The sequence below is a fragment of the Flavobacterium rhizophilum genome (assembly GCF_046000485.1).
Classification (GTDB): domain Bacteria; phylum Bacteroidota; class Bacteroidia; order Flavobacteriales; family Flavobacteriaceae; genus Flavobacterium; species Flavobacterium rhizophilum.
On sequence record NZ_JBELQB010000009.1, the window covers coordinates 51,617 to 71,187 of the forward strand.

At 36.7% G+C, this 19,571-nt stretch carries 22 protein-coding genes; 14 read left to right on the forward strand and 8 right to left on the reverse strand.

All coding sequences use genetic code 11. From position 1 onward, the window contains the following. Positions 1-24: 24 nt before the first annotated feature. Positions 25-588: a DNA-3-methyladenine glycosylase I gene (locus tag ABS768_RS12380; protein WP_408075274.1), complete on the forward strand. Its 564-nt coding sequence runs from the start codon at positions 25-27 to the stop codon at positions 586-588. Positions 589-701: 113 nt separating this feature from the next. On the opposite strand, the gene ahcY is transcribed toward ABS768_RS12380, so the two are convergent. Then, a complete protein-coding gene (gene ahcY / locus ABS768_RS12385; protein ID WP_408075275.1) occupies positions 702-2,018 on the reverse strand; it encodes an adenosylhomocysteinase in 1,317 nt (438 codons plus the stop codon). Positions 2,019-2,169: 151 nt separating this feature from the next. Between ahcY and ABS768_RS12390 the strand changes: the two genes are divergently transcribed. The 5 genes from ABS768_RS12390 (at position 2,170) to ABS768_RS12410 (ending at position 8,196) form a co-directional block, all read left to right on the forward strand. Continuing rightward, complete coding sequence (locus ABS768_RS12390; protein ID WP_408075276.1) at positions 2,170-2,805, forward strand: 4'-phosphopantetheinyl transferase family protein; 636 nt, start codon at positions 2,170-2,172, stop codon at positions 2,803-2,805. Positions 2,806-2,807: 2 nt separating this feature from the next. After that, entirely contained in the window at positions 2,808-3,443 is a 636-nt protein-coding gene (pnuC, locus tag ABS768_RS12395; protein WP_408075277.1) for a nicotinamide riboside transporter PnuC, read from the forward strand. Beyond that, positions 3,404-5,266, forward strand: a complete 1,863-nt coding sequence (locus ABS768_RS12400) for a DUF4301 family protein (protein WP_408075278.1) — start codon at positions 3,404-3,406, stop codon at positions 5,264-5,266. The genes pnuC and ABS768_RS12400 overlap by 40 nt, the downstream gene beginning before the upstream one ends. A gap of 35 nt (positions 5,267-5,301) precedes the next feature. Next, positions 5,302-5,703, forward strand: a complete 402-nt coding sequence (gene arfB / locus ABS768_RS12405; protein ID WP_408075279.1) for an alternative ribosome rescue aminoacyl-tRNA hydrolase ArfB — start codon at positions 5,302-5,304, stop codon at positions 5,701-5,703. Between the two features lie 273 nt (positions 5,704-5,976). Continuing rightward, a complete protein-coding gene (locus ABS768_RS12410; protein ID WP_408075280.1) occupies positions 5,977-8,196 on the forward strand; it encodes a TonB-dependent receptor in 2,220 nt (739 codons plus the stop codon). 36 nt (positions 8,197-8,232) lie between these two features. On the opposite strand, the gene ABS768_RS12415 is transcribed toward ABS768_RS12410, so the two are convergent. Both ABS768_RS12415 and ABS768_RS12420 read right to left on the reverse strand, forming a co-directional pair. Next, on the reverse strand, positions 8,233-8,712 hold the full coding sequence (locus tag ABS768_RS12415; protein WP_408075281.1) for an SRPBCC family protein: 480 nt from the start codon (positions 8,710-8,712) through the stop codon (positions 8,233-8,235). After that, positions 8,712-9,140 carry a Rieske (2Fe-2S) protein gene (locus ABS768_RS12420; RefSeq protein ID WP_408075282.1) on the reverse strand — a complete coding sequence of 143 codons (429 nt, stop codon included), beginning with the start codon at positions 9,138-9,140 and terminating at the stop codon, positions 8,712-8,714. Before ABS768_RS12420 ends, ABS768_RS12415 begins: the two co-directional genes overlap by 1 nt. A 167-nt stretch (positions 9,141-9,307) precedes the next feature. Between ABS768_RS12420 and greA the strand changes: the two genes are divergently transcribed. Continuing rightward, positions 9,308-9,784, forward strand: a complete 477-nt coding sequence (greA, locus tag ABS768_RS12425; RefSeq protein WP_408075283.1) for a transcription elongation factor GreA — start codon at positions 9,308-9,310, stop codon at positions 9,782-9,784. A 17-nt stretch (positions 9,785-9,801) separates the two neighbouring features. Continuing rightward, on the forward strand, positions 9,802-10,191 hold the full coding sequence (locus ABS768_RS12430; RefSeq protein ID WP_408075284.1) for an HIT family protein: 390 nt from the start codon (positions 9,802-9,804) through the stop codon (positions 10,189-10,191). A 36-nt stretch (positions 10,192-10,227) separates the two neighbouring features. On the opposite strand, the gene ABS768_RS12435 is transcribed toward ABS768_RS12430, so the two are convergent. After that, the gene (locus ABS768_RS12435; protein ID WP_408075285.1) at positions 10,228-11,379 is read right to left on the reverse strand and encodes a sensor histidine kinase; all 1,152 of its coding nucleotides are present in this window, start codon (positions 11,377-11,379) and stop codon (positions 10,228-10,230) included. A gap of 158 nt (positions 11,380-11,537) precedes the next feature. On the opposite strand from ABS768_RS12435, the gene ABS768_RS12440 reads away from it, so the two are divergent. Continuing rightward, positions 11,538-12,416, forward strand: a complete 879-nt coding sequence (locus ABS768_RS12440) for a flavin reductase family protein (protein WP_408075286.1) — start codon at positions 11,538-11,540, stop codon at positions 12,414-12,416. Positions 12,417-12,465: 49 nt separating this feature from the next. Next, a complete protein-coding gene (locus ABS768_RS12445; protein ID WP_408075287.1) occupies positions 12,466-12,852 on the forward strand; it encodes a DUF3127 domain-containing protein in 387 nt (128 codons plus the stop codon). 34 nt (positions 12,853-12,886) lie between these two features. Here the strand turns inward: ABS768_RS12445 and ABS768_RS12450 are convergent, their stop codons facing one another. Then, positions 12,887-13,591: a hypothetical protein gene (locus ABS768_RS12450; protein WP_408075288.1), complete on the reverse strand. Its 705-nt coding sequence runs from the start codon at positions 13,589-13,591 to the stop codon at positions 12,887-12,889. A 797-nt stretch (positions 13,592-14,388) separates the two neighbouring features. After that, entirely contained in the window at positions 14,389-15,036 is a 648-nt protein-coding gene (locus ABS768_RS12455; RefSeq protein WP_408075289.1) for a hypothetical protein, read from the reverse strand. A gap of 281 nt (positions 15,037-15,317) precedes the next feature. Between ABS768_RS12455 and ABS768_RS12460 the strand changes: the two genes are divergently transcribed. From ABS768_RS12460 to ABS768_RS12475, 4 genes are all read left to right on the forward strand, one after another. Next, complete coding sequence (locus tag ABS768_RS12460) at positions 15,318-17,027, forward strand: helix-turn-helix domain-containing protein (RefSeq protein ID WP_408075290.1); 1,710 nt, start codon at positions 15,318-15,320, stop codon at positions 17,025-17,027. A 59-nt stretch (positions 17,028-17,086) separates the two neighbouring features. Further along, the gene (gene aat / locus ABS768_RS12465; protein WP_408075291.1) at positions 17,087-17,728 is read left to right on the forward strand and encodes a leucyl/phenylalanyl-tRNA--protein transferase; all 642 of its coding nucleotides are present in this window, start codon (positions 17,087-17,089) and stop codon (positions 17,726-17,728) included. 35 nt (positions 17,729-17,763) lie between these two features. Then, positions 17,764-18,123 (forward strand): hypothetical protein, encoded by a 360-nt coding sequence (locus tag ABS768_RS12470; RefSeq protein WP_408075292.1) that lies wholly within the window; start codon positions 17,764-17,766, stop codon positions 18,121-18,123. 107 nt (positions 18,124-18,230) lie between these two features. Further along, positions 18,231-18,701, forward strand: a complete 471-nt coding sequence (locus ABS768_RS12475; protein WP_408075293.1) for a hypothetical protein — start codon at positions 18,231-18,233, stop codon at positions 18,699-18,701. Positions 18,702-18,749: 48 nt separating this feature from the next. Here the strand turns inward: ABS768_RS12475 and rpmA are convergent, their stop codons facing one another. Next, on the reverse strand, positions 18,750-19,010 hold the full coding sequence (rpmA, locus tag ABS768_RS12480) for a 50S ribosomal protein L27 (protein WP_035135155.1): 261 nt from the start codon (positions 19,008-19,010) through the stop codon (positions 18,750-18,752). A gap of 24 nt (positions 19,011-19,034) precedes the next feature. Next, the gene (gene rplU / locus ABS768_RS12485) at positions 19,035-19,394 is read right to left on the reverse strand and encodes a 50S ribosomal protein L21 (protein ID WP_035135157.1); all 360 of its coding nucleotides are present in this window, start codon (positions 19,392-19,394) and stop codon (positions 19,035-19,037) included. Between the last annotated feature and the right edge of the window lie 177 nt (positions 19,395-19,571).

Here is a 19,571-nt window from a genome sequence, read left to right on the forward strand (position 1 = left end):
ATCAATCAATAATCAATCACAATAATGACAGAAAAGAACAGGTGCGCCTGGTGTAAAGGCGATGAACTATACGAGAGGTACCACGATGAAGAGTGGGGACAACCCGTTTATGACGACCACAAACTATTTGAATTCCTGCTTTTGGAAACCTTCCAGGCAGGACTCAGTTGGATTACCATTTTAAGGAAAAGAGAAAACTTCAGGAAAGCCTTTGATGATTTCGACTATAAGAAAATAGCCTCTTACAGTGATAAAAAAATAGAAGAATTGTTACAGGATGCCGGAATCATTAGAAACAGGCTTAAAGTACTTGCTGCTGTTTCTAACGCGCAGGCATTTATGAAAATACAGGATGAGTTTGGCAGTTTTTCCAAATACTATTGGGATTTTACCGACGGGAAAATTATAGATAACAAATTCATATCACTTTCGCAGGTACCTGCTACCACTCCGCTATCGGACAAGATTAGTAAGGACATGAAAAAACGCGGATTCAAGTTTGTGGGTTCTACCGTTATTTATGCTAACATGCAGGCCACAGGTATGGTTAATGACCATATAGCCGAATGCTGGACTAAAAAGAATTGAGATAACAAATGTGAGAAGCCAGAAATGTTTCTCAAATTATAATATAAAAGACCCGCTATCGCGGGTCTTTTATATTTCTAACAATCAAAGAATCTAAAAATCCTGTAATCTGATTAGTATCTGTAGTACTCCGGCTTAAACGGACCTTCAACCTCAACACCAATATATTGTGCCTGATCAGATGAAAGCGTTTCAAGCTCAACACCAAGCTTAGCAAGGTGAAGCGATGCTACCTTCTCATCAAGATGTTTAGGCAGCATGTATACTTTGTTTTCGTAGTTATCACTGTTTTTCCAAAGCTCAATTTGAGCAAGTGTTTGGTTAGTGAATGAGTTACTCATTACAAAACTTGGGTGACCTGTAGCACAACCAAGGTTTACTAAACGACCTTCTGCAAGGATAATAATATCTTTACCGTCAATAGTATATTTATCTACCTGAGGTTTGATTTCTACTTTGCTCGCTCCGTGGTTTTTGTTTAACCATGCCATATCAATCTCATTATCAAAGTGACCGATATTACAAACAATAGCCTTATCTTTTAACCCCTCAAAGTGACGACCTACAACAATATCTTTATTACCGGTAGTAGTGATAACGATATCAGCATTACCAATAACAGTATCAAGTCTTTTCACTTCATAACCGTCCATTGCAGCCTGTAGAGCACAAATCGGGTCGATTTCAGTAACCGTAACAATAGAACCTGCACCTCTAAATGAAGCAGCAGTCCCTTTACCTACGTCACCATAACCACAAACAACTACTCTTTTTCCTGCAAGCATAACATCTGTTGCACGGCGCACTGCATCTACAGCACTTTCCTTACAGCCGTATTTGTTATCAAATTTAGATTTGGTAACAGAGTCATTTACGTTAATAGCAGGCATTACAAGCGTACCGTTTTTCATTCTTTCATATAAACGGTGTACACCTGTTGTTGTCTCTTCAGAAAGGCCTTTAATATCTTTAGTCAGTTCAGGGTAACGATCAAATACCATATTGGTAAGGTCACCACCATCATCAAGAATCATGTTAAGCGGTTTGCGGTCTTCACCAAAAAACAGAGTTTGCTCAATACACCAGTCAAACTCCTCTTCATTTAAACCTTTCCATGCATACACAGGTATACCGGCAGCAGCGATAGCGGCAGCAGCGTGATCCTGAGTAGAGAAAATGTTACATGAACTCCAGGTAACCTCTGCACCAAGGGCAACAAGAGTTTCAATTAAAACTGCTGTTTGGATTGTCATGTGAAGACACCCTGCAATACGAGCTCCTTTTAATGGCTGTTCATTTTTATACTCCTCGCGTAACGCCATTAAACCCGGCATTTCTGCTTCTGCCAGTTCAATTTCTTTCCTACCCCATTCTGCAAGGGAAATATCTTTTACTTTGTAAGCCACATATGGCACCGTGTTCGTACTCATGAATATTGTATATTTGTATTTAGCTAAAATTTATGCAAATTTAGTGAATTCCTTTGTAAACAAACAGTTTTAGGACTATTTTAAAATATGTTGAACCTTTTTAATTGTTTGATTTGCAACAAAATGAAAGTATAATTTTTTAAAACTTTACATGCCTCTACACAAATCGTATACAATAGCACCAAACACTAAGCTGCTGGTATGGAAAATAACCGAAAGTCTGGAAGAACTCTCTAACGGCACCGAGCTAAAGGATGTTTGCCAAAGCAGGATTGACTCCATGAAGTCCGAACAGCACCGCAAAGGCTTCCTTAGTGTACGTAAGCTTTTAAACGAGGCTGGTTATACTGATTTTGACCTGTTTTACACCGAAGACGGAAAACCCCATCTTAAAGACGGAAAGAACATATCCATTACACATTCCTTTAGCTTTTCGGCCATTATCATTAGTGATAAAAGCATTGGTATCGATATGGAAATACGAAGAGAAAAGGCCATAAAAATTGCTGACAAGTTTATTAACAGGGAATTTGACTTCCTAAATACTGATGATGTATCTGACTATGTTAGTAGACTCATTGTTATTTGGGGTGTTAAGGAAGCTCTTTATAAAATGTTTTCCCGCAAAGGGCTTAGCTTTAAACAAAACATTGAGGTTGCCCCTTTTGAGATGGGTGATACTAAAGGCACAGCCACCGTTAACTACATGGAAATAGAAGGAAACTACCCTTTTTATTTTGAGGAAATAGAAGATTTCACCTTAGTTTACAGCATTGACAACAACTAACTATGAATGAAGTTTTCGATTTTTTGTTTGCTTCCTACAAAGAGTACAGCACTTTCCAGATAAGCCTTGAAGTTGTAGGATTGATTTTTGGAACCCTCAGTGTTATCTTTTCGGCAAGAAACAGTATTTGGGTTTACCCTACAGGTATTATAAGCACCATAGCCTATGTGTATCTTTTATATCAATGGGAACTTTTTGGTGACCTTATTATCAATGCCTACTATTTTATAATGAGTATTTACGGCTGGATATTATGGAGCAAAAAAGACAAAGAGCACCATACCCTGCTTAAAATATCCTCAATGAATGCTAAAGATAACTTAATATGTTTAGGCATTTTCACAATTTCGGCTATATTTGTGGCATCTGTGTACATTTATTTTGATAAATTTACAGCTTGGTGGTCTTACATAGACAACCTCACTACCGCCCTTTGTTTTATCGGTATGTGGCTATTGGCCAAAAGAAAAATAGAGAACTGGATTTTCCTCATTATTGCAGATATTATTTCTATTCCGCTTTATTTCATAAAAGGATATACACTATCCAGTATTCTCTACCTAATTTTAACCATAATTGCTATTTTCGGTTATTTATCATGGAAGAAAACATTACAAAACAACATACAACCAGCATAACTATTGACATATATAGCAATAGCACAACAAAGCATGAATGGAAAAACAGGCTTACCGTAGCAGTTAAAAACAGCACTACCGCTTTCACCTTTACTATTTCCGACTTTTCAAACCAAACTGACGGAGATATTGCTGTAATTGTAAACAACGAACCAAATAATGAAATAAGTCGTTTTGCAAAAAACCTTGAAAAGCAAAATAAAGCCTTTGTGGTTGTTAATAGTTTTGACAGGATTGAAAACCTGTTAACCGAACTGCAAAACACACTGGAGCTAGGATTTACCTATAACGACTTTAGTCAGATATACGACTTAGGAATTACAACGGCTAAAATAAAATCACAACTAAATACCTTTAAAAAAGGAATAAACAAAGTTGTTTTAGACAGGCCTGCTACCATTAAAGACGGTATTAAACCTCTGGATAAAAAAAAGGCTCAGGAATACGCTTCTCTTTTTGATGAAAAACGCAATGACCTTACTCTTAAAAAATTTATTCCGGCATCGGGGGCAGCAACCAGGATGTTTAAATTCCTTAATGAGTTCCTGCTTAATTTTGACCCTGTAAACGATACGGTTAACGCCTACATCAATAAAAGAAGAGATGAGGCTCTAAAGGTTTTCCTCATTGGCGCCGATAAGTTTCCTTTTTTTAAAGAGGTACTGGAAGAATCAAAAAAGCATCCGGAGTATAGCGAATGGACCAAAGATGAGCGTTATTACAACTTTATAAAAACTCTTCTTACCAACGAAAAGTTTGACTTTGCCAATAAACCGAAAGGCATACTTCCTTTTCATCAATATGACGGATTTACCGCCACACCTGTATACGAGCATTTAAAGGAAAGCGTCTCTTATGCGCATTCGAACGGTAAGGCACATGTACATTTCACCATATCACAGGAACATCTTGACGGATTTATAGACTGTATTAAAGAGGTTAAGGAAGATATCGAAAAGCAATCAGGTATTGATATTGATATTGATTTCTCTTACCAGCACAAACAAACAGATACGCTGGCGGTAGATATGAAGAATAAGCCGTTTAGGGATAATGACGGCAAACTGTTTTTCAGGCCGGGCGGTCATGGCGCACTTATAGAAAACCTTAACCAGCTGCAAAGCGATGTGGTATTCATTAAAAACATAGATAACGTTAGCCATAACAACATAAAAACCATTTCCCTGTATAAAAAAGCACTGGCTGGTATACTGCTGGAACTACAGGAAAAAGTATTTGGCTACCTTAAAAAAATTGAAAAAGGAAATGTTCCTCCTAGTGAAATTGATGAAATATTCGATTTTGCTAAAAACGGACTTTTCCTTAATATCCCTCCCGATGTAAATAAGTACACCTGTGAGCATAAAATAGAGTTCCTTACTGAGTTATTAAACAGGCCTATAAGAATATGCGGTATGGTTAAAAACGAAGGCGAACCAGGCGGTGGTCCGTTTTGGGTTGTTTCTAAAGACGGAAAACTGTCATTACAAATTGTAGAAAGTTCACAAATAGACTTAGAGAACAAAAGCCAGAACGATATTTTCTCTAACTCTACCCATTTTAACCCGGTAGATTTGGTTTGCGGACTTAAAAACTACCAAGGCGAATACTTTGACCTTAGGGAATATACTGATCCCGATACCGGATTTATAGTAACCAAAAACAGGATGGGACACGATGTAAAATCATACGAACTGCCGGGGTTATGGAATGGTGCAATGGCAGGATGGATAACCGTATTTACCGAAGTACCCCTGGACACTTTTAACCCCGTAAAAAACGTAAACGATTTACTAAAGGCCTCCCATCAGCCTAATCATTAATAAGCTTATTCCGATTTTTTTTCGGAAACACGAATATGAATAAACAACAATTACTAAACGAAACCGAATATAAAGCTGTAAGAAGCAGTGGGGCCGGAGGGCAAAATGTAAACAAGGTGTCCTCTAAGGTAATTCTTAATTTTGATCTTAATAACTCAAAGGCTTTTACCGAAGAGGAAAAAGAACTACTTAACGATAAACTGGCTCCACGACTTAATACTAAAGGTACACTTATACTACAGTGCGATGAAGACCGTAGCCAGATACGTAACAAACAACTGGTAACAAAACGTTTTATAGAACTTATAGAAACTGCATTACAACAGGACAAACCGCGTATTGCTACTAAAATACCAAAAGCTGTGATTAAAAAACGGCTGGAAAACAAACGCCGTCAGGCAGAAAAAAAACAGTCTCGCCGAAAGTTTGACTATTAAGTATTAAATACACCTTTTCTAATTACTTAAATACCAAAACATTACACATAGTTTTAATATTTTAAAATGTAATGAGGCTTACCGTATTTTTTTATTACTTTTGCGCCGTCTCAAAGGGGTGCTCTAAAAGGGCTGAGATTATACCCAAAGAACCTGGGCAGGTAATGCTGCCAAGGGAAAGGCAAAAAGCACTATAACAGCGATTTGCCGCCATAAAATCAATTTAACACTAACAGAATAATTACCCCTTTTATTCGTAAACCTTTTTTACGAATGAAAACTTTATTCATTACAAGTCAATTCAAATCGGTTAGGAAACCGCTGGCACTGGCACTGGGACTTTTTGCCTTTACCGCAAATGCTCAGGACAACAACACTGTTCAGGACACTACCAAAACAGATGCCGACAAATACAAACTGGACGAGGTACTTGTATCGGCAGTAAGAGTAGACAAAAAAACTCCTGTCACTTTTACCAATGTAAGCAAAGAAGAACTTGCCCCACGTAATTTGGGCCAGGACATCCCTGTACTTTTAAACTTCCTTCCTTCGGTAGTTACAACTACCGATGCCGGAGCCGGTATAGGCTACACCTCTATGCGCGTAAGAGGGTCTGACGCTACACGTATTAATGTTACCGTAAACGGTATACCTTATAACGATGCCGAATCTCAGGGATCATTTTGGGTAAACATGGGCGACTTCGCCTCTTCTACTGAGAACATTCAGTTACAACGTGGTGTGGGTACTTCCACAAACGGTGCTGGTGCTTTTGGCGCAAGCCTTAACCTGCTTACAGATGCCTTCTCTAAAAAATCAAGCGGAGAAATATCTAACTCATTCGGTAGTTTCAATTCAAGAAAACACACCGTAAAATTCAGTACCGGACTGATGAACGATCATTTCGAACTGGCAGGGCGTTTGTCAAACATCAAATCTGAAGGCTATATAGACCGCGCTTCTTCTGATTTAAAGTCTTATTTCCTACAGGGTACTTATGTAGGTAAAACAACCTTAATTAAAGCCCTTGTTTTTGGCGGAAAAGAAAAAACCTACCAAGCCTGGAACGGACTGGAAGACCCTGACAAACTGGAAAACAACAGAACCTATAACAGTGCCGGTGAGTATGTAGATGAAAATGGTGTGACCCGTTTTTACGATAATGAAACCGACAACTATCAGCAGGATCATTACCAGTTACACTGGAGCGAAAAACTATCTGACAACTGGAATACAAACATAGCCCTGCACTACACTAAAGGTGAAGGGTATTATGAGCAATACCGTCAGGATGCTGATTTTTCCGATTATGGATTACAGGAAATAACCTTAGGCGGTGAAACCATCAATACTACCGACCTTGTTAGAAGAAAATGGTTAGATAATGACTTTTTCGGAACAACATTCTCGGCTAACTATAAAAACGAAGACTGGAATGTAATTGTGGGTGGTGCATGGAACAAGTATGAAGGAGATCATTTTGGTGAAATCATCTGGGCACGTTATGCTTCACAAAGTCAGATAAGAGATCATTATTATGATGATACTGCTGTTAAAACCGACTTTAATATGTTTGCCAAAGCGAACTGGCAACTTACACAAAAACTAAACCTGTTTGGTGATATGCAGTACAGAAGGGTTCATTATGAAGCCGATGGTGTTCTTGCAGATCCTGTAGATGATACCTTCAACTTTTTTAACCCAAAAGCGGGACTTACCTATACTTTAAACAACCAAAACAATATTTATTTCTCTTATGCCAGAGCAAACAGGGAACCAAGAAGAGATGACTATGAAAATGGCAGCTCTAAACCGGAAACCCTTAACGACTTTGAACTGGGATGGAGATACACTACCCCAAAAACCCGAATCAACATAAACGGCTACTATATGCGTTATAAAGACCAGCTTGTATTAACCGGAGCGCTTAACGATGTAGGAGCGCCTGTTTACACCAACAGTGGCGACAGCTATCGTTTAGGTATTGAGGCAGACGCTACGCTTTACATCACTAAACATTTTATACTTCGTCCTAATGTAGCAGTAAGTACTAACAAAAACATTGATTTTTATTTCCAGAGAGACGGTGTACTGCAAAACTTAGGAAACACCAATATTGCATTCTCTCCAAATGTTATTGCAGGCAATGCCATCACAGTACTACCTGTAAAAAACATGCAGGTGTCGTTACTTTCAAAATTCGTAGGAGAACAGTATATGGGCAACATAGATTCTGACTCTTCCAAACTGGACAGTTACTTTACTAACGACCTTAATATATCTTACGAGTTTAAAACAAACAAAATATTTAAGTCGATTGTATTAAGCGGACTTGTAAACAACATATTTGACGTAGAATACGAATCAAACGGATACTTTTACACTTATGATGATGACTACACTACTCCGGGAAGCATTATAACCAGAGAAGGTGCCGGATTTTATCCACAGGCAGGTATTAACTTCTTGCTTGGTGCAACATTAAAATTCTAATTTCGAGTATAGTTAATCAATAAAAAATCCTGACGTTTATAGCGTCAGGATTTTTTTATGCTTTGCACTGTCTTCGGCAAACTCTTTTATTGTTTGGTTTCGCTTTTCCAGTAACCGCTTCATATATTGTTTTAAAAACAGCGCATCTGCTATTTTACCTAGTAAACCTAACGGACTTTTATAATCAAACACATCGGTCATGACAGTTACACCGTCCTTTTCCTCAAAATAATGATGATGTATAAAACTCTTAAAAGCTCCGGCAACCATCTCATCAGTAAACTTATTAGGATGGTCAAAAAAAGTAATCTTGGAAGTAAGTATTTGATAAAATCCAAAATGCTTGGATCTCCATGTTACACTTTCCCCCTCCCCAATAAGCCCTGAAGTTTTTCCGGCAATAGCTTCTTCGTTTGTTTGTATGGTAGATAATTTGTGTAAATCTATACTTCGGGACAGGTCAAACACAATCTGTATTGGCGCAGCAATAGATGTTATAATAATTATAACGGGCATTAATTGTATACCCTTATAATATTTGCACTTACAATCTCTACCCTGTAAGGTTTTAAAGGAAACTCCACCTCACTTGTCGCAAGACCTGTAAACAGGTTATACTCTACATCGTCACAAGGACAAACGGCGTTAACCCCATTAATTTCGAGCGTAGAGCATGAGCTCAACTCCTGATTAGGGCAACTCGCTTCAAAAGCCGTATAACCACCCCCTGTGTTCATTACTATAATCCCCCTAATACCTATTCCTGCCTGACCTATGTAAACGGGGTTGCTCGTGTATTGCAGCTGTGAATATAGCGGCAGGCTCATGTCTATATTTATAGAAAAAGCATAATTAGGCAGGTACCTGTTGTTATTATTATAGTCGTCCTTACTGCAGGATGATAAAAAAGCAACTGCAAGCAGCAGTAACAGATATTTTCTCATTTTGATAAATTTTTGCTGTATAATTATGAAACAAATTTAATTTATTTAACTTTGACAAACGCATTAGCGCGAATTTAAAAATTGACGTAACAAAAAAAATAGTATCTTTGCGATATGAAAAATCCCGTCCTGATGGGATTTTTTCTATTTATATAAACGATGAAGTTATGAGTACAGTATCTTACTACACAGCAGAAGGATTAAAAAAATTAAGGGATGAGTTAGATCACCTTAAAGCTATAGAAAGACCTAAAGCCTCTCAGGCTATCGCCGAAGCACGTGATAAAGGAGACCTTTCGGAAAACGCAGAATATGATGCTGCGAAGGAAGCACAGGGACTACTTGAAATGAAAATAGCTAAAATGGAAGAACTTGTTGCTAATGCACGCCTTATAGATGAATCTCAGCTTGACCTGTCTAAAGCACTAGTACTTTCTACAGTAAAAATTAAGAACCAGGCCAATGGCATGGAAATGAAATATACACTGGTAGCAGAAAGCGAAGCCGACCTGAAAACAGGAAAAATATCGGTTACCTCACCTATTGGTAAAGGGCTTTTAGGAAAATCAGTGGGAGAAGTTGCTGAAATTAAAGTTCCAAACGGGACACTTCAGTTCGAAGTACTTGAAATTACAAGAGAATAACTAATAAACTTATCGCTATGAGTTCCATATTCACTAAAATCGTAAACGGAGAAATCCCGGCATATAAAGTAGCCGAAGACGACAAATTTCTTGCTTTTCTGGATGTAAATCCAAACGCTAAAGGACATACCCTTTGCATACCTAAGCAGGAAATAAACAAAATTTTTGATATGGAAGAAGACCACTACCTTGAACTTATGAAGTTCTCAAGAAAAGTGGCAAAAGCGCTTGAAAAAACAGTAACCTGTAAGCGTGTAGGTGTTGCAGTTGTAGGCCTTGAAGTACCTCATGTACATGTACACCTTATCCCGTTAAACGAAATGGATGAAATGCGTTTTACCAAAAAAGTAAAACTTGAAAAAGAAGAATTTGAAGAACTGGCAAATGCTATAAATGCCAACCTTTAAAAAATAGAAAAGGCACTTTTTAAAAAGTGCCTTTTTTTATGCCTTGCGGTAACTGGCCTGCATAGTGGTGCCTACCCCAATTTCAGACTCTTTTACCTTAATTTTCCCTTTATGATACTCCTCAACTATACGTTTGGTTAAGGATAGTCCTAACCCCCAGCCTCTTTTTTTAGTGGTAAAGCCCGGTTCAAAAACCTTTTTAAACTGATTTTTCGCAATTCCTTTACCGGTATCTGTCACCTGAATTTTAACCAGTTCACCGGTATCTTCCAGTATCACTTTAAGCGAACCCTTACCTTTCATGGCATCCACTGCATTTTTAACAAGATTTTCCACAGTCCAGCTGTGCAGTTCCCGGTTAAGCATTACGTAAACAGGATGTGTAGGCGCCTTAAATAAAAACTCTACCTGATTAGAGGTTCGCGACCTTAGGTATTCAAACGAATGTTCGGTCTCAGCTACAATATCCAGTTTTTCAAGCACCGGTTCTGATCCTATTTTTGAGAAACGGTTAGCAATAGTCTGCAGTCGGCTCACATCCTTTTCCACTTCGGCCACGGTAGTCTCATCCACGTTATCAATCTTCATAATCTCTACCCAGCCTAACAGAGATGAAAGCGGTGTACCTATTTGATGGGCAGTCTCTTTTGCCATACCCGCCCATAATTTGTTTTGAGTAGCCATTTTTGATGCCCTGTAAAAATTAAAAACAAGCGCCCCAAACAAAACTATAATCAAAATAAGTGCTATTGGGAAGTATTTAAGCTGATCCAGCAACGGCGAACTACCATAATAAATATACTGATACTCCCCGTCGGTTATCATAATTTTTATAGGCTGATTTTCCTTTTTAATTTCTTCAAAGTAATTCTGTAATTTCACAGAATCTTTTAATATCTCAGGCGAAATATTATTGCTGTCGAGTATGTTATTTTCCTTATCTGTTTTAAATACAGGTATTGTATTATTACTCCTTATAACACGCAAAGTTAACTCAAGTCCGGCATCTTTAAGGCTCTCATCATTAATAGCTTTTGTTCCCATCGCCCATAATTCAACCTTATTTCTCTCTTCATTCTTAAAAATCTGGAAAAGATAATAGGTATTCCATACTATAAGAATAACTATTAAAAAAGATGCCAGAATAATAAATCCGCGGGTAAAATTCCTGTTATTAGAAAACTGCATACAATGGTATTTGTGGCCTAAAGATACTAAATATGGTATAAGTGCGGGCAGTAATAACGGTACAAAGCACCGTTTATTATTTTGTTATTAACTCTGCTTTGGTAAAATGGTTTAAGTAGTCAGGAAAATTTATCTTTGCATAAAACACAATTTTTGCAATGCTTAGTATAGATCCAAAAGAAATACCTGCAGCAAAGTTACAGGGCTACCTCCAGGGAGCCGTAGGCCCAAGGCCAATAGCTTTTGCCAGCACAATTGATAAAGACGGAACCCCAAACCTTTCTCCGTTCAGTTTTTTTAATGTATTTAGCTCTAATCCCCCAATACTGGTGTTTTCGCCGGCACGCAGGGTTAGGAATAATACAGTAAAGCATACGCTTATTAATGCTGAACTTAACCGAGAGGTGGTTATCAACATAGTGAATTATGCAATTGTACAGCAGGCTTCACTGTCGAGTACCGAATATGGTGACGGAGTTAACGAGTTTATTAAGTCGGGGCTTACCATGCAGCCGTCAGACATTGTTAAGCCATTCCGCGTAAAAGAATCGCCTGTACAGTTTGAATGTAAGGTAAACGATATTATAGCACTGGGAAATGATGGTGGTGCCGGCAACCTTGTAATATGTGAGGTGGTAAAACTACACGTAGATGAAAGTATACTGGATGAAAACGGAGCTATTGACCAAAATAAAATCGATTTGGTTTCCCGTATGGGTGGTAATTGGTACAGCCGTGCCAATGCAGGCCTTTTTGAAGTAGAAAAACCACTTACAACACTTGGAATTGGTGTAGATGCCATACCTGATTTTGTAAAGGAAAGCACTGTTTTTAACGGAAACGACCTTGGCAAGCTGGGCAATGTTGAAACTTTGCCTACCGAAGAAGAAATTGATACCTTTGTAGAAGAGTCATTTGAAGCAAAAGCTGTTTTAAGCGCCGATGACGACACTAAAAAATTCCTTAAAGCAAAGGAACACCTTGATAACAATGAGGTAGCCACAGCCTGGAAATTACTTTTAGCAACAAGAAAATAACACGATTGACTGCCCCGTAGCAGTAAAACAATAAAATAACAATTTGAACATGGAAGTTACAGGAAGAATTAAAATGATTGATGAAACTAAATCTTTTGGAAGCAACGGATTTAGAAAAAGAGAATTGGTAGTTACAACTGAAGAGCAATACCCGCAGCATATTCTGGTTGAATTCACTCAGGACAAGTGTGATTTACTTAACAGCTATACCGTAGGAGAGCCTGTTAGAGTTTCCATTAACCTTAGAGGCAGGGAGTGGGTTAACCCACAGGGTGAAACCAAATACTTTAACTCTATTCAGGGTTGGAGAATTGAAAAACTGCAACCGGCAGCACCTTCACAACAAATGCCTCCGCAACCGGGTCCAAACTCATATGACTCTTTTGAGCCTGCAACAAACTACAAAGAAGAAGACCACGACGATCTTCCGTTCTAATAAAACTAAAAAAGCCCTCTTTATGAGGGCTTTTTTAATAATCACTTGTAAGTGTTTTTACTTCTAACTGCAAGCCATTAGAAAAACCTTGCTTCTTTTTGTATATATTATTCTCTTCCGCTTTTAAGTAACGACAGTACCCGTCTTTAGCTATATAATTTACAGGTGCATAATAGTAGCAATCCCTACAGGAAGTATCTGTAAGCTTTTTTACAGATATAAAAAACTTATTAGTTTTATAATTGTATTTTGATAAATCTAACTCAACTTTTTTTAACCTATCATTCGTACACTCCTCAAGCGCTATTAACATAGGTTCACTATTCACCTTCTCACCAACACTATAATCATCATTAACCTCATACAGCGTAACTTCAAACTCTGTTTTATTAACTTTAAATGTACTGTAATCTCGTCCATTTAATTCGATGATATGAGCTATTTCTTTAAAAAAAAGTTTAATCCCCTGTATAGTACCTTCCGGCAAACTATCTGTTAAATAAAAAACAGGATCTTCAGTAAAATATAGGTTACTATTTACATAAACCTGTTTAAAGTTACCACATTTTACTTTTTTTACTTTAGGTTTTTTTACATCTTTTTCAACAACGACATCCTGTAAGTGAATAATATCTCTTTTAGGACTTTGAGAATACAAAAATGTAGGCATTAAAACCACAAAGTAAATTAAAAGGCGACTAAACATATAAAAAAATTGTAGGTTATTAACTAACGACATATCCTGATTAGTATTGTAGCTTATTAAAAAAATAAAGCCCCGAATCACTTCGGAGCTTTTGTGTTGAAAAAGACAACTCTCTTTTTACAACAACCCAATAACACTATTTTAAACTCCCCTACCTTAAGGATGTCTTAAGCAGATATGGAAAAAGGTGTGAGGTAAGAACGCCTAATAATAATTACCGGATATAATTTTCATAGCAATTTTTTTAAACACTAAACAGCAGTCTGACCTAACTAAGTGTGCAATTTTAATTTGTTTCTAAGTCCTGCCTCTAAGAATATTAAAAGGTGTGGAGGCAGGAAACTTAAAAACTTATAGCTTAACAGTTAAATACAACGGACGTAAAACCCCTTTTAACAAACTAAATAATAACCTTAACCTGTTTCTAATTTAGAAACGTAGAACCTAAAACATTAAATAGCATACCGTTTGTATTAACCATAAGCCTACTTATAAATAATTTTATTTTTAAGCCTTCACCTTTAAGTATATTATCAGGTGTGGAGGCAAAGGACTTAAAAACAATATGCGGCTGTGTAAACTGTATATAACTGATTCCCTTTACTAACTTTAAAACCTTAGTCTCCTGCTTTAAGTATATTATTAGATGTGGAACAGGAAAACCAAGGAACATTATGAACAAAATTCTATACTCAATACATCAAATAACAGTAAATAATCATCCCTTTAGTAAAGTGCTTTTAGTTCCTGCCCTTAAGTATATTATCAGGTGTGGAAGCAGGGCAACCAAAAGCATGGTGATTAATCTTCTACCAAAAACTAAACTATTACTACAATGTAAGCGCCGTTACTACAGCCGCATTTAATACTGCCTGTGCAGGGCTATCAAGCCCCCCAGATAAAGCAGAAGCCACAACAGTTCTTGTCTTATTCCATTCTGGATCTTCTCCGTCAATGTTATATTTACATAAAGACAACTGGGCTGCCCTCATAATTATATTCTTTTCATTTTCATCCAAATCAGTATTAGCCCTAATACTATCTGTAAAAACCTGAATTAACAATACGGTGTCATCATCATAACTCACTTTCTGACTCAAAAAAGACATTACTTTTTGAGTCGCCACACTACTAAATGGTAATGATGCTACATATGACTCTGGCGAATTTAAGCTCGCATCAATCTTAACTTCATCAACATACGCAGTACCACTACCTTCCAAAACTCTATAATCAAGGTTAGATCTTGATATCATAGTCACATTTTCAAAAACCTCATATTTTGAATATTCACCTCCTGCATATTGTGACATGTATTGGTTTACTATTTCACCGTTTACAGAAACGATGTAATTGGTATTTTCTTTTTTTAGTATAAGTTTTGAACTTTCCTGATTTAATTCTGTATTATATTCGTCACTACTACATCCTATCATAAGGAATAATGTAGCTGCCATAAACAAAGAAAACTTTTTCATAGATAAATTGTTTTATTTCTTTGTTTACTTCCCGGGCAGTAAACTTTTTACTTTGGTATCGATACAGGGCAAAACTATGGGAGATGAAAAAGGCTTGCAAAAGGTTGTTATGCAGATTTATAAATCTGCAGCTGCAAATTCTTTAATGAACTGATTATCAATAATGAAAATTTAACTTTTTTCATTTTCAAAAAAATGTATTTTTGCAGGGAATACATTGTTTAAACCCCATAACAAACTAATTATGTCTTTTTAAAAAACCTAAAAAGACACAACTGATCATGAAATTTCCTTACCTATTTATTTTTCTACTATGGAATTTTTTAGCAATAGCACAACAGGGATTCAAAATCCCCGATTCACTTTCTGAAAAAAGCTACGACGAATTGTCAGACCGTATTGACAATCACGATTTAGACAGTGCAACCATAAACCTGTATATAAACACCTATATTGAGAAGGCCAAAAAAGAATTTGACACCAAAAACCTTATTGCCGGATATAGAAGCCTTTTAAACAGAAAACCACAAGCACCAGCACTACAATACACTGACAGCATTTTAAAACTGGCAAACGCATTAAAAGAAGATGAAGAAATAGGCCATGCATATCTTGACAGGGCGGTTATATACTATATCTCTAAAAACTACCAAAAATCTCTGGATAATTATTTGCAGGCAGACAAATACATTAATGAAACAAATGATCCATATACCCAATACAAAATCAAATATGGGATAGCGAACATCAAATATTATTTAGGCAATTATCAGGAAGCTTTAGAGCTGTTCACCAGTTGTAAAGATTTTTACAAAAAAAGGGAAGGACATAATAACAAGCTGGGCTATCTTCATACACTTTGCTCTACCGGACAATCATATTTTAAACTCGGTCAATATGAAAAATGTAGCGAAACCAACAGGATAGGACTAACAGATAGTAAGGACCCTGCTTATAAAGTAATCCACAATTACTTTCTTCAATCTGAAGGTATAAATCAGTTTGCTAAACAAAATTACAATGAAGCCACAAAGTATTTATTAAAATCACTTCCCGAAGTCACCAAGAACAATGATTTTGTAAATATTGCAATTAATGATATGTATCTGGGCAAAAGTTACATTAAGCTTAATCAAGAAGAAACAGGTATAAACTACCTACAGAAGGTAGACTCCATATTACAAAAACATCATTATGCCAATATCGAATTAAGAAAAACCTACGAGATCTTTATCGATTACTATAAAGAGAAAGGCGACCTCGAAAACCAGTTATTGTATACCAACCGATTACTGGATGCCGATAAGATACTGGAGAAAAACTATAAAGAGCTTATCTCTACTATACACAAAGAGTATGATACTGCCGAACTGGTTGCTTCTAAAGATAATCTTGAAAAAACACTTAAACGAAACAAAATAATAAGCTATACAATATATGGTTTGGGTAGTATTATCATATTGATAATAACCTATATGCTTATTGCTAACTATAAAAAACAAAAAGTTTACAAACAAAAGTATGAAGAGCTCATTGCCAAAACCAGTGAGCGTAAAAAACAACCGGAAGAACCTGTTCAAATAACAAAGGTTATTACCGATGAGCTGGATATTAATAAGGATATTGTTTTCAAAATCCTGAAAGGACTGGAAATTTTTGAGCACGAAGAAGATTATCTCAGTATTGGCTTGACACAGTCGGCATTGGCAGAAGAGCTTGACACAAATACCACCTATCTGTCTAAAGTAATAAACCATTATAAAGGTAAAAACTTTAACTCCTATCTTAATGAGTTAAGGGTAAATCACGCTGTATCATTATTAAAAAACAGCCCTACTCACCGCAGGTATACCATAAAAGCACTTGCAGAAGAACTTGGGTTTAGCAATCCGCGAAGTTTTTCAGATGCTTTCTTTTCCCAAACAGGCATTAAACCTTCCTACTTTATCAAACAAATAGAGAAAGAGCCTGATTTATTAATGAGTGCTTAATTTTTTATCAAAATTAGTAAATGCGTACCTTTGACCATTCAAACAAAGTGCATTAATCTATGTATTATCTTTCCCGAGACCTTTACTTCCCTCCTGCCCAGCAAGCCTCACCCGAAGGCATTGTAGCAATAGGCGGCGACCTCTCTCCAGAAAGACTATTACTTGCCTACCACAATGGTATATTCCCTTGGTTTGAAGACGATGAACCCATACTATGGTGGTCACCACCCGAAAGAATGGTATTATTCCCCAATGAACTCAAGGTATCCAAAAGCATGCGTAATATTATAAACAGGGGGATTTTTAAAGTCACCTTCAATACCGCTTTTAGAGATGTAATTACTAACTGCCGCAACATAAAACGTGACGGCCAGCCCGGCACATGGATTACCCCCGAAATGGTAGAAGCTTATTGCGAGCTTAACAGATTAGGTAAGGCAAAATCAGTAGAAGTTTGGCAGGATGATAAACTCGTAGGCGGATTATATGGTATAGATCTTGGTCATATATTTTGTGGCGAAAGTATGTTCTCTAAAGCATCCAATGCCAGTAAGATAGCTTTTATAGCCTTAGTAAAACAACTGGAAATGGCAGGGTATTTGCTTTTAGACTGCCAGGTATACAACGACCACCTTGCAAGCCTGGGTGCGCGCGAAATATACCGCGAAGATTTTTTAGACATCCTTAAAGCATTAAAATAAAACCACTTATACTTAAATAAAGTATATTTGCACCCGTGAAAGAAAGTTTCAAAAAAATATCATTATCCTTAATTGCTCTTATATATCTGTTAGCAACAGGTATATCGGGCAATCATACTCCCGACTTTAATACTAACATAGTAAAGTCCAAGGAACAGGTATTTTTTATTAAAACCGACTTTAAGTCTTCTTTACACTCGGCTACAAGCGAAACTAAGCTTTTAGAAACTGATGCAAAAAAGGCCGATGTACCGTTTTACAGTATAACTAACAGCCTTAAAGCCATAACCTGGTTTATTCAGGATAACTATTCACAATACCTGTTCAATAACGGAGATTCATTACTCCGCTTCACTTCTACAGATATTATTTACCCTTTCCATTTTTTCTTGTAAATACCTAAGCCATTTTACAGCAGCCATCTTTTTGGCTAAAACTTTTACAGGCCGGCAGCAAAAACTGCATGGCTAACTCATTATAAACATATAACAATTCAAAAAAAATGGACTTAGGTACAGCAATAATAGGTGGTGTATTACTTTTAGTATGCATTATACCTATAGCAATAGCATATAACAGCAGTAATAAAAAATATAAAAAAACACTGGGAGCATTAAGTGATTATGCCACAGAAAAATCATGTAAAATAAACCAACAGGATGTTTGGATACATGCCGCTATTGGTATAGACTCTCAAAACCATATGCTGTTCTTTTTAAAAGGCGACAGTAATGCACACACAATAGAACATATTGATTTAAATAAAATTAAAGAATGTAGGGTTACCACTCCTGACAGCAGGGAAAAGTCAGACCGTATTAACAGACTGGTACTGGAACTGCAACCGGCAAATAATAGTGAGCAACCGGCAGCACTGGAGTTTTATAATGCAAATGTTTCTATGCAGCTTGCAGATGAGCTGATACTGGCCAAGAAGTGGAAACAGATAATTAATAATGTTATAGGGGCCTAAAAACAAAAAGCCCACTCAATGAGTGGGCTTTTGTATTGTTGCAAATTCTTAAGCTTCAAATGGAACTATAGAAACAAAAGATTTGTTGTTAGCTTTTTTCTGGAACTTAACAACACCGTCAACTTTAGCATGTAAAGTATGATCTTTACCCATGTAAACGTTTTCACCCGGGTTGTGTTTAGAACCTCTTTGTCTAACGATAATGTTACCGGCAATAGCAGCCTGTCCACCATAAATCTTAACGCCTAGACGTTTCGACTCTGATTCTCTACCGTTCTTGGAACTACCGACACCTTTCTTGTGAGCCATGATGTTTTAGTTTTTAATTGTTAATTATTCTTCTGTAGCTTCCGCTTTTTTAGTCGCCTTTTTCTTAGTACCACCAGCTGTAATTCCTGAAATTACAATTTGTGTTAATGATTGACGGTGACCGTTTTTAACTTTGTAACCTTTTCTTCTTTTCTTTTTGAAAACGATTACTTTGTCTCCTTTTAAGTGTTGTAACACTTTGGCTTCAACTGAAGCACCTTCTATAGCCGGGGCGCCAAGGGTAACTGTTCCGTTGTCATCAAGTAAAAGAACTTTTGCAAATGAAATTGCATCTCCTTCTTTACCTTCAAGACGGTGAACATAAACCTTTTGGTCTTTGCTAACTTTAAATTGCTGCCCTGCTATCTCTACGATTGCGTACATAACAATATGGTTTAATTATTTTTTTAAGTTTGCAAATATACGACTTAATATTTATCACACAACAGGTTAGCACAAAAAAAGAAAGTTAAAAATCATATTTATAACCTCCTAATTATCAATAATAAAAAAAAATAAACATTTATTGTAACAAATTACCGAAATTGCATACCAATTAGC

Coding starts and splice junctions, on each gene's coding strand:
- ABS768_RS12440 (WP_408075286.1), top strand. CDS start 11,538: ATGCTTAGTATAGATCCAAAAGAAATACCTGCAGCAAAGTTACAGGGC.
- pnuC (WP_408075277.1), top strand. CDS start 2,808: ATGAATGAAGTTTTCGATTTTTTGTTTGCTTCCTACAAAGAGTACAGC.
- rplU (WP_035135157.1), bottom strand. CDS start 19,394: ATGTACGCAATCGTAGAGATAGCAGGGCAGCAATTTAAAGTTAGCAAA.
- ABS768_RS12430 (WP_408075284.1), top strand. CDS start 9,802: ATGAGTTCCATATTCACTAAAATCGTAAACGGAGAAATCCCGGCATAT.
- ABS768_RS12410 (WP_408075280.1), top strand. CDS start 5,977: ATGAAAACTTTATTCATTACAAGTCAATTCAAATCGGTTAGGAAACCG.
- rpmA (WP_035135155.1), bottom strand. CDS start 19,010: ATGGCTCACAAGAAAGGTGTCGGTAGTTCCAAGAACGGTAGAGAATCA.
- ABS768_RS12415 (WP_408075281.1), bottom strand. CDS start 8,712: ATGCCCGTTATAATTATTATAACATCTATTGCTGCGCCAATACAGATT.
- ABS768_RS12455 (WP_408075289.1), bottom strand. CDS start 15,036: ATGAAAAAGTTTTCTTTGTTTATGGCAGCTACATTATTCCTTATGATA.
- ABS768_RS12450 (WP_408075288.1), bottom strand. CDS start 13,591: ATGTCGTTAGTTAATAACCTACAATTTTTTTATATGTTTAGTCGCCTT.
- greA (WP_408075283.1), top strand. CDS start 9,308: ATGAGTACAGTATCTTACTACACAGCAGAAGGATTAAAAAAATTAAGG.
- ABS768_RS12400 (WP_408075278.1), top strand. CDS start 3,404: ATGGAAGAAAACATTACAAAACAACATACAACCAGCATAACTATTGAC.
- ABS768_RS12380 (WP_408075274.1), top strand. CDS start 25: ATGACAGAAAAGAACAGGTGCGCCTGGTGTAAAGGCGATGAACTATAC.
- ahcY (WP_408075275.1), bottom strand. CDS start 2,018: ATGAGTACGAACACGGTGCCATATGTGGCTTACAAAGTAAAAGATATT.
- ABS768_RS12445 (WP_408075287.1), top strand. CDS start 12,466: ATGGAAGTTACAGGAAGAATTAAAATGATTGATGAAACTAAATCTTTT.
- ABS768_RS12475 (WP_408075293.1), top strand. CDS start 18,231: ATGGACTTAGGTACAGCAATAATAGGTGGTGTATTACTTTTAGTATGC.
- arfB (WP_408075279.1), top strand. CDS start 5,302: ATGAATAAACAACAATTACTAAACGAAACCGAATATAAAGCTGTAAGA.
- ABS768_RS12435 (WP_408075285.1), bottom strand. CDS start 11,379: ATGCAGTTTTCTAATAACAGGAATTTTACCCGCGGATTTATTATTCTG.
- ABS768_RS12420 (WP_408075282.1), bottom strand. CDS start 9,140: ATGAGAAAATATCTGTTACTGCTGCTTGCAGTTGCTTTTTTATCATCC.
- aat (WP_408075291.1), top strand. CDS start 17,087: ATGTATTATCTTTCCCGAGACCTTTACTTCCCTCCTGCCCAGCAAGCC.
- ABS768_RS12460 (WP_408075290.1), top strand. CDS start 15,318: ATGAAATTTCCTTACCTATTTATTTTTCTACTATGGAATTTTTTAGCA.
- ABS768_RS12390 (WP_408075276.1), top strand. CDS start 2,170: ATGCCTCTACACAAATCGTATACAATAGCACCAAACACTAAGCTGCTG.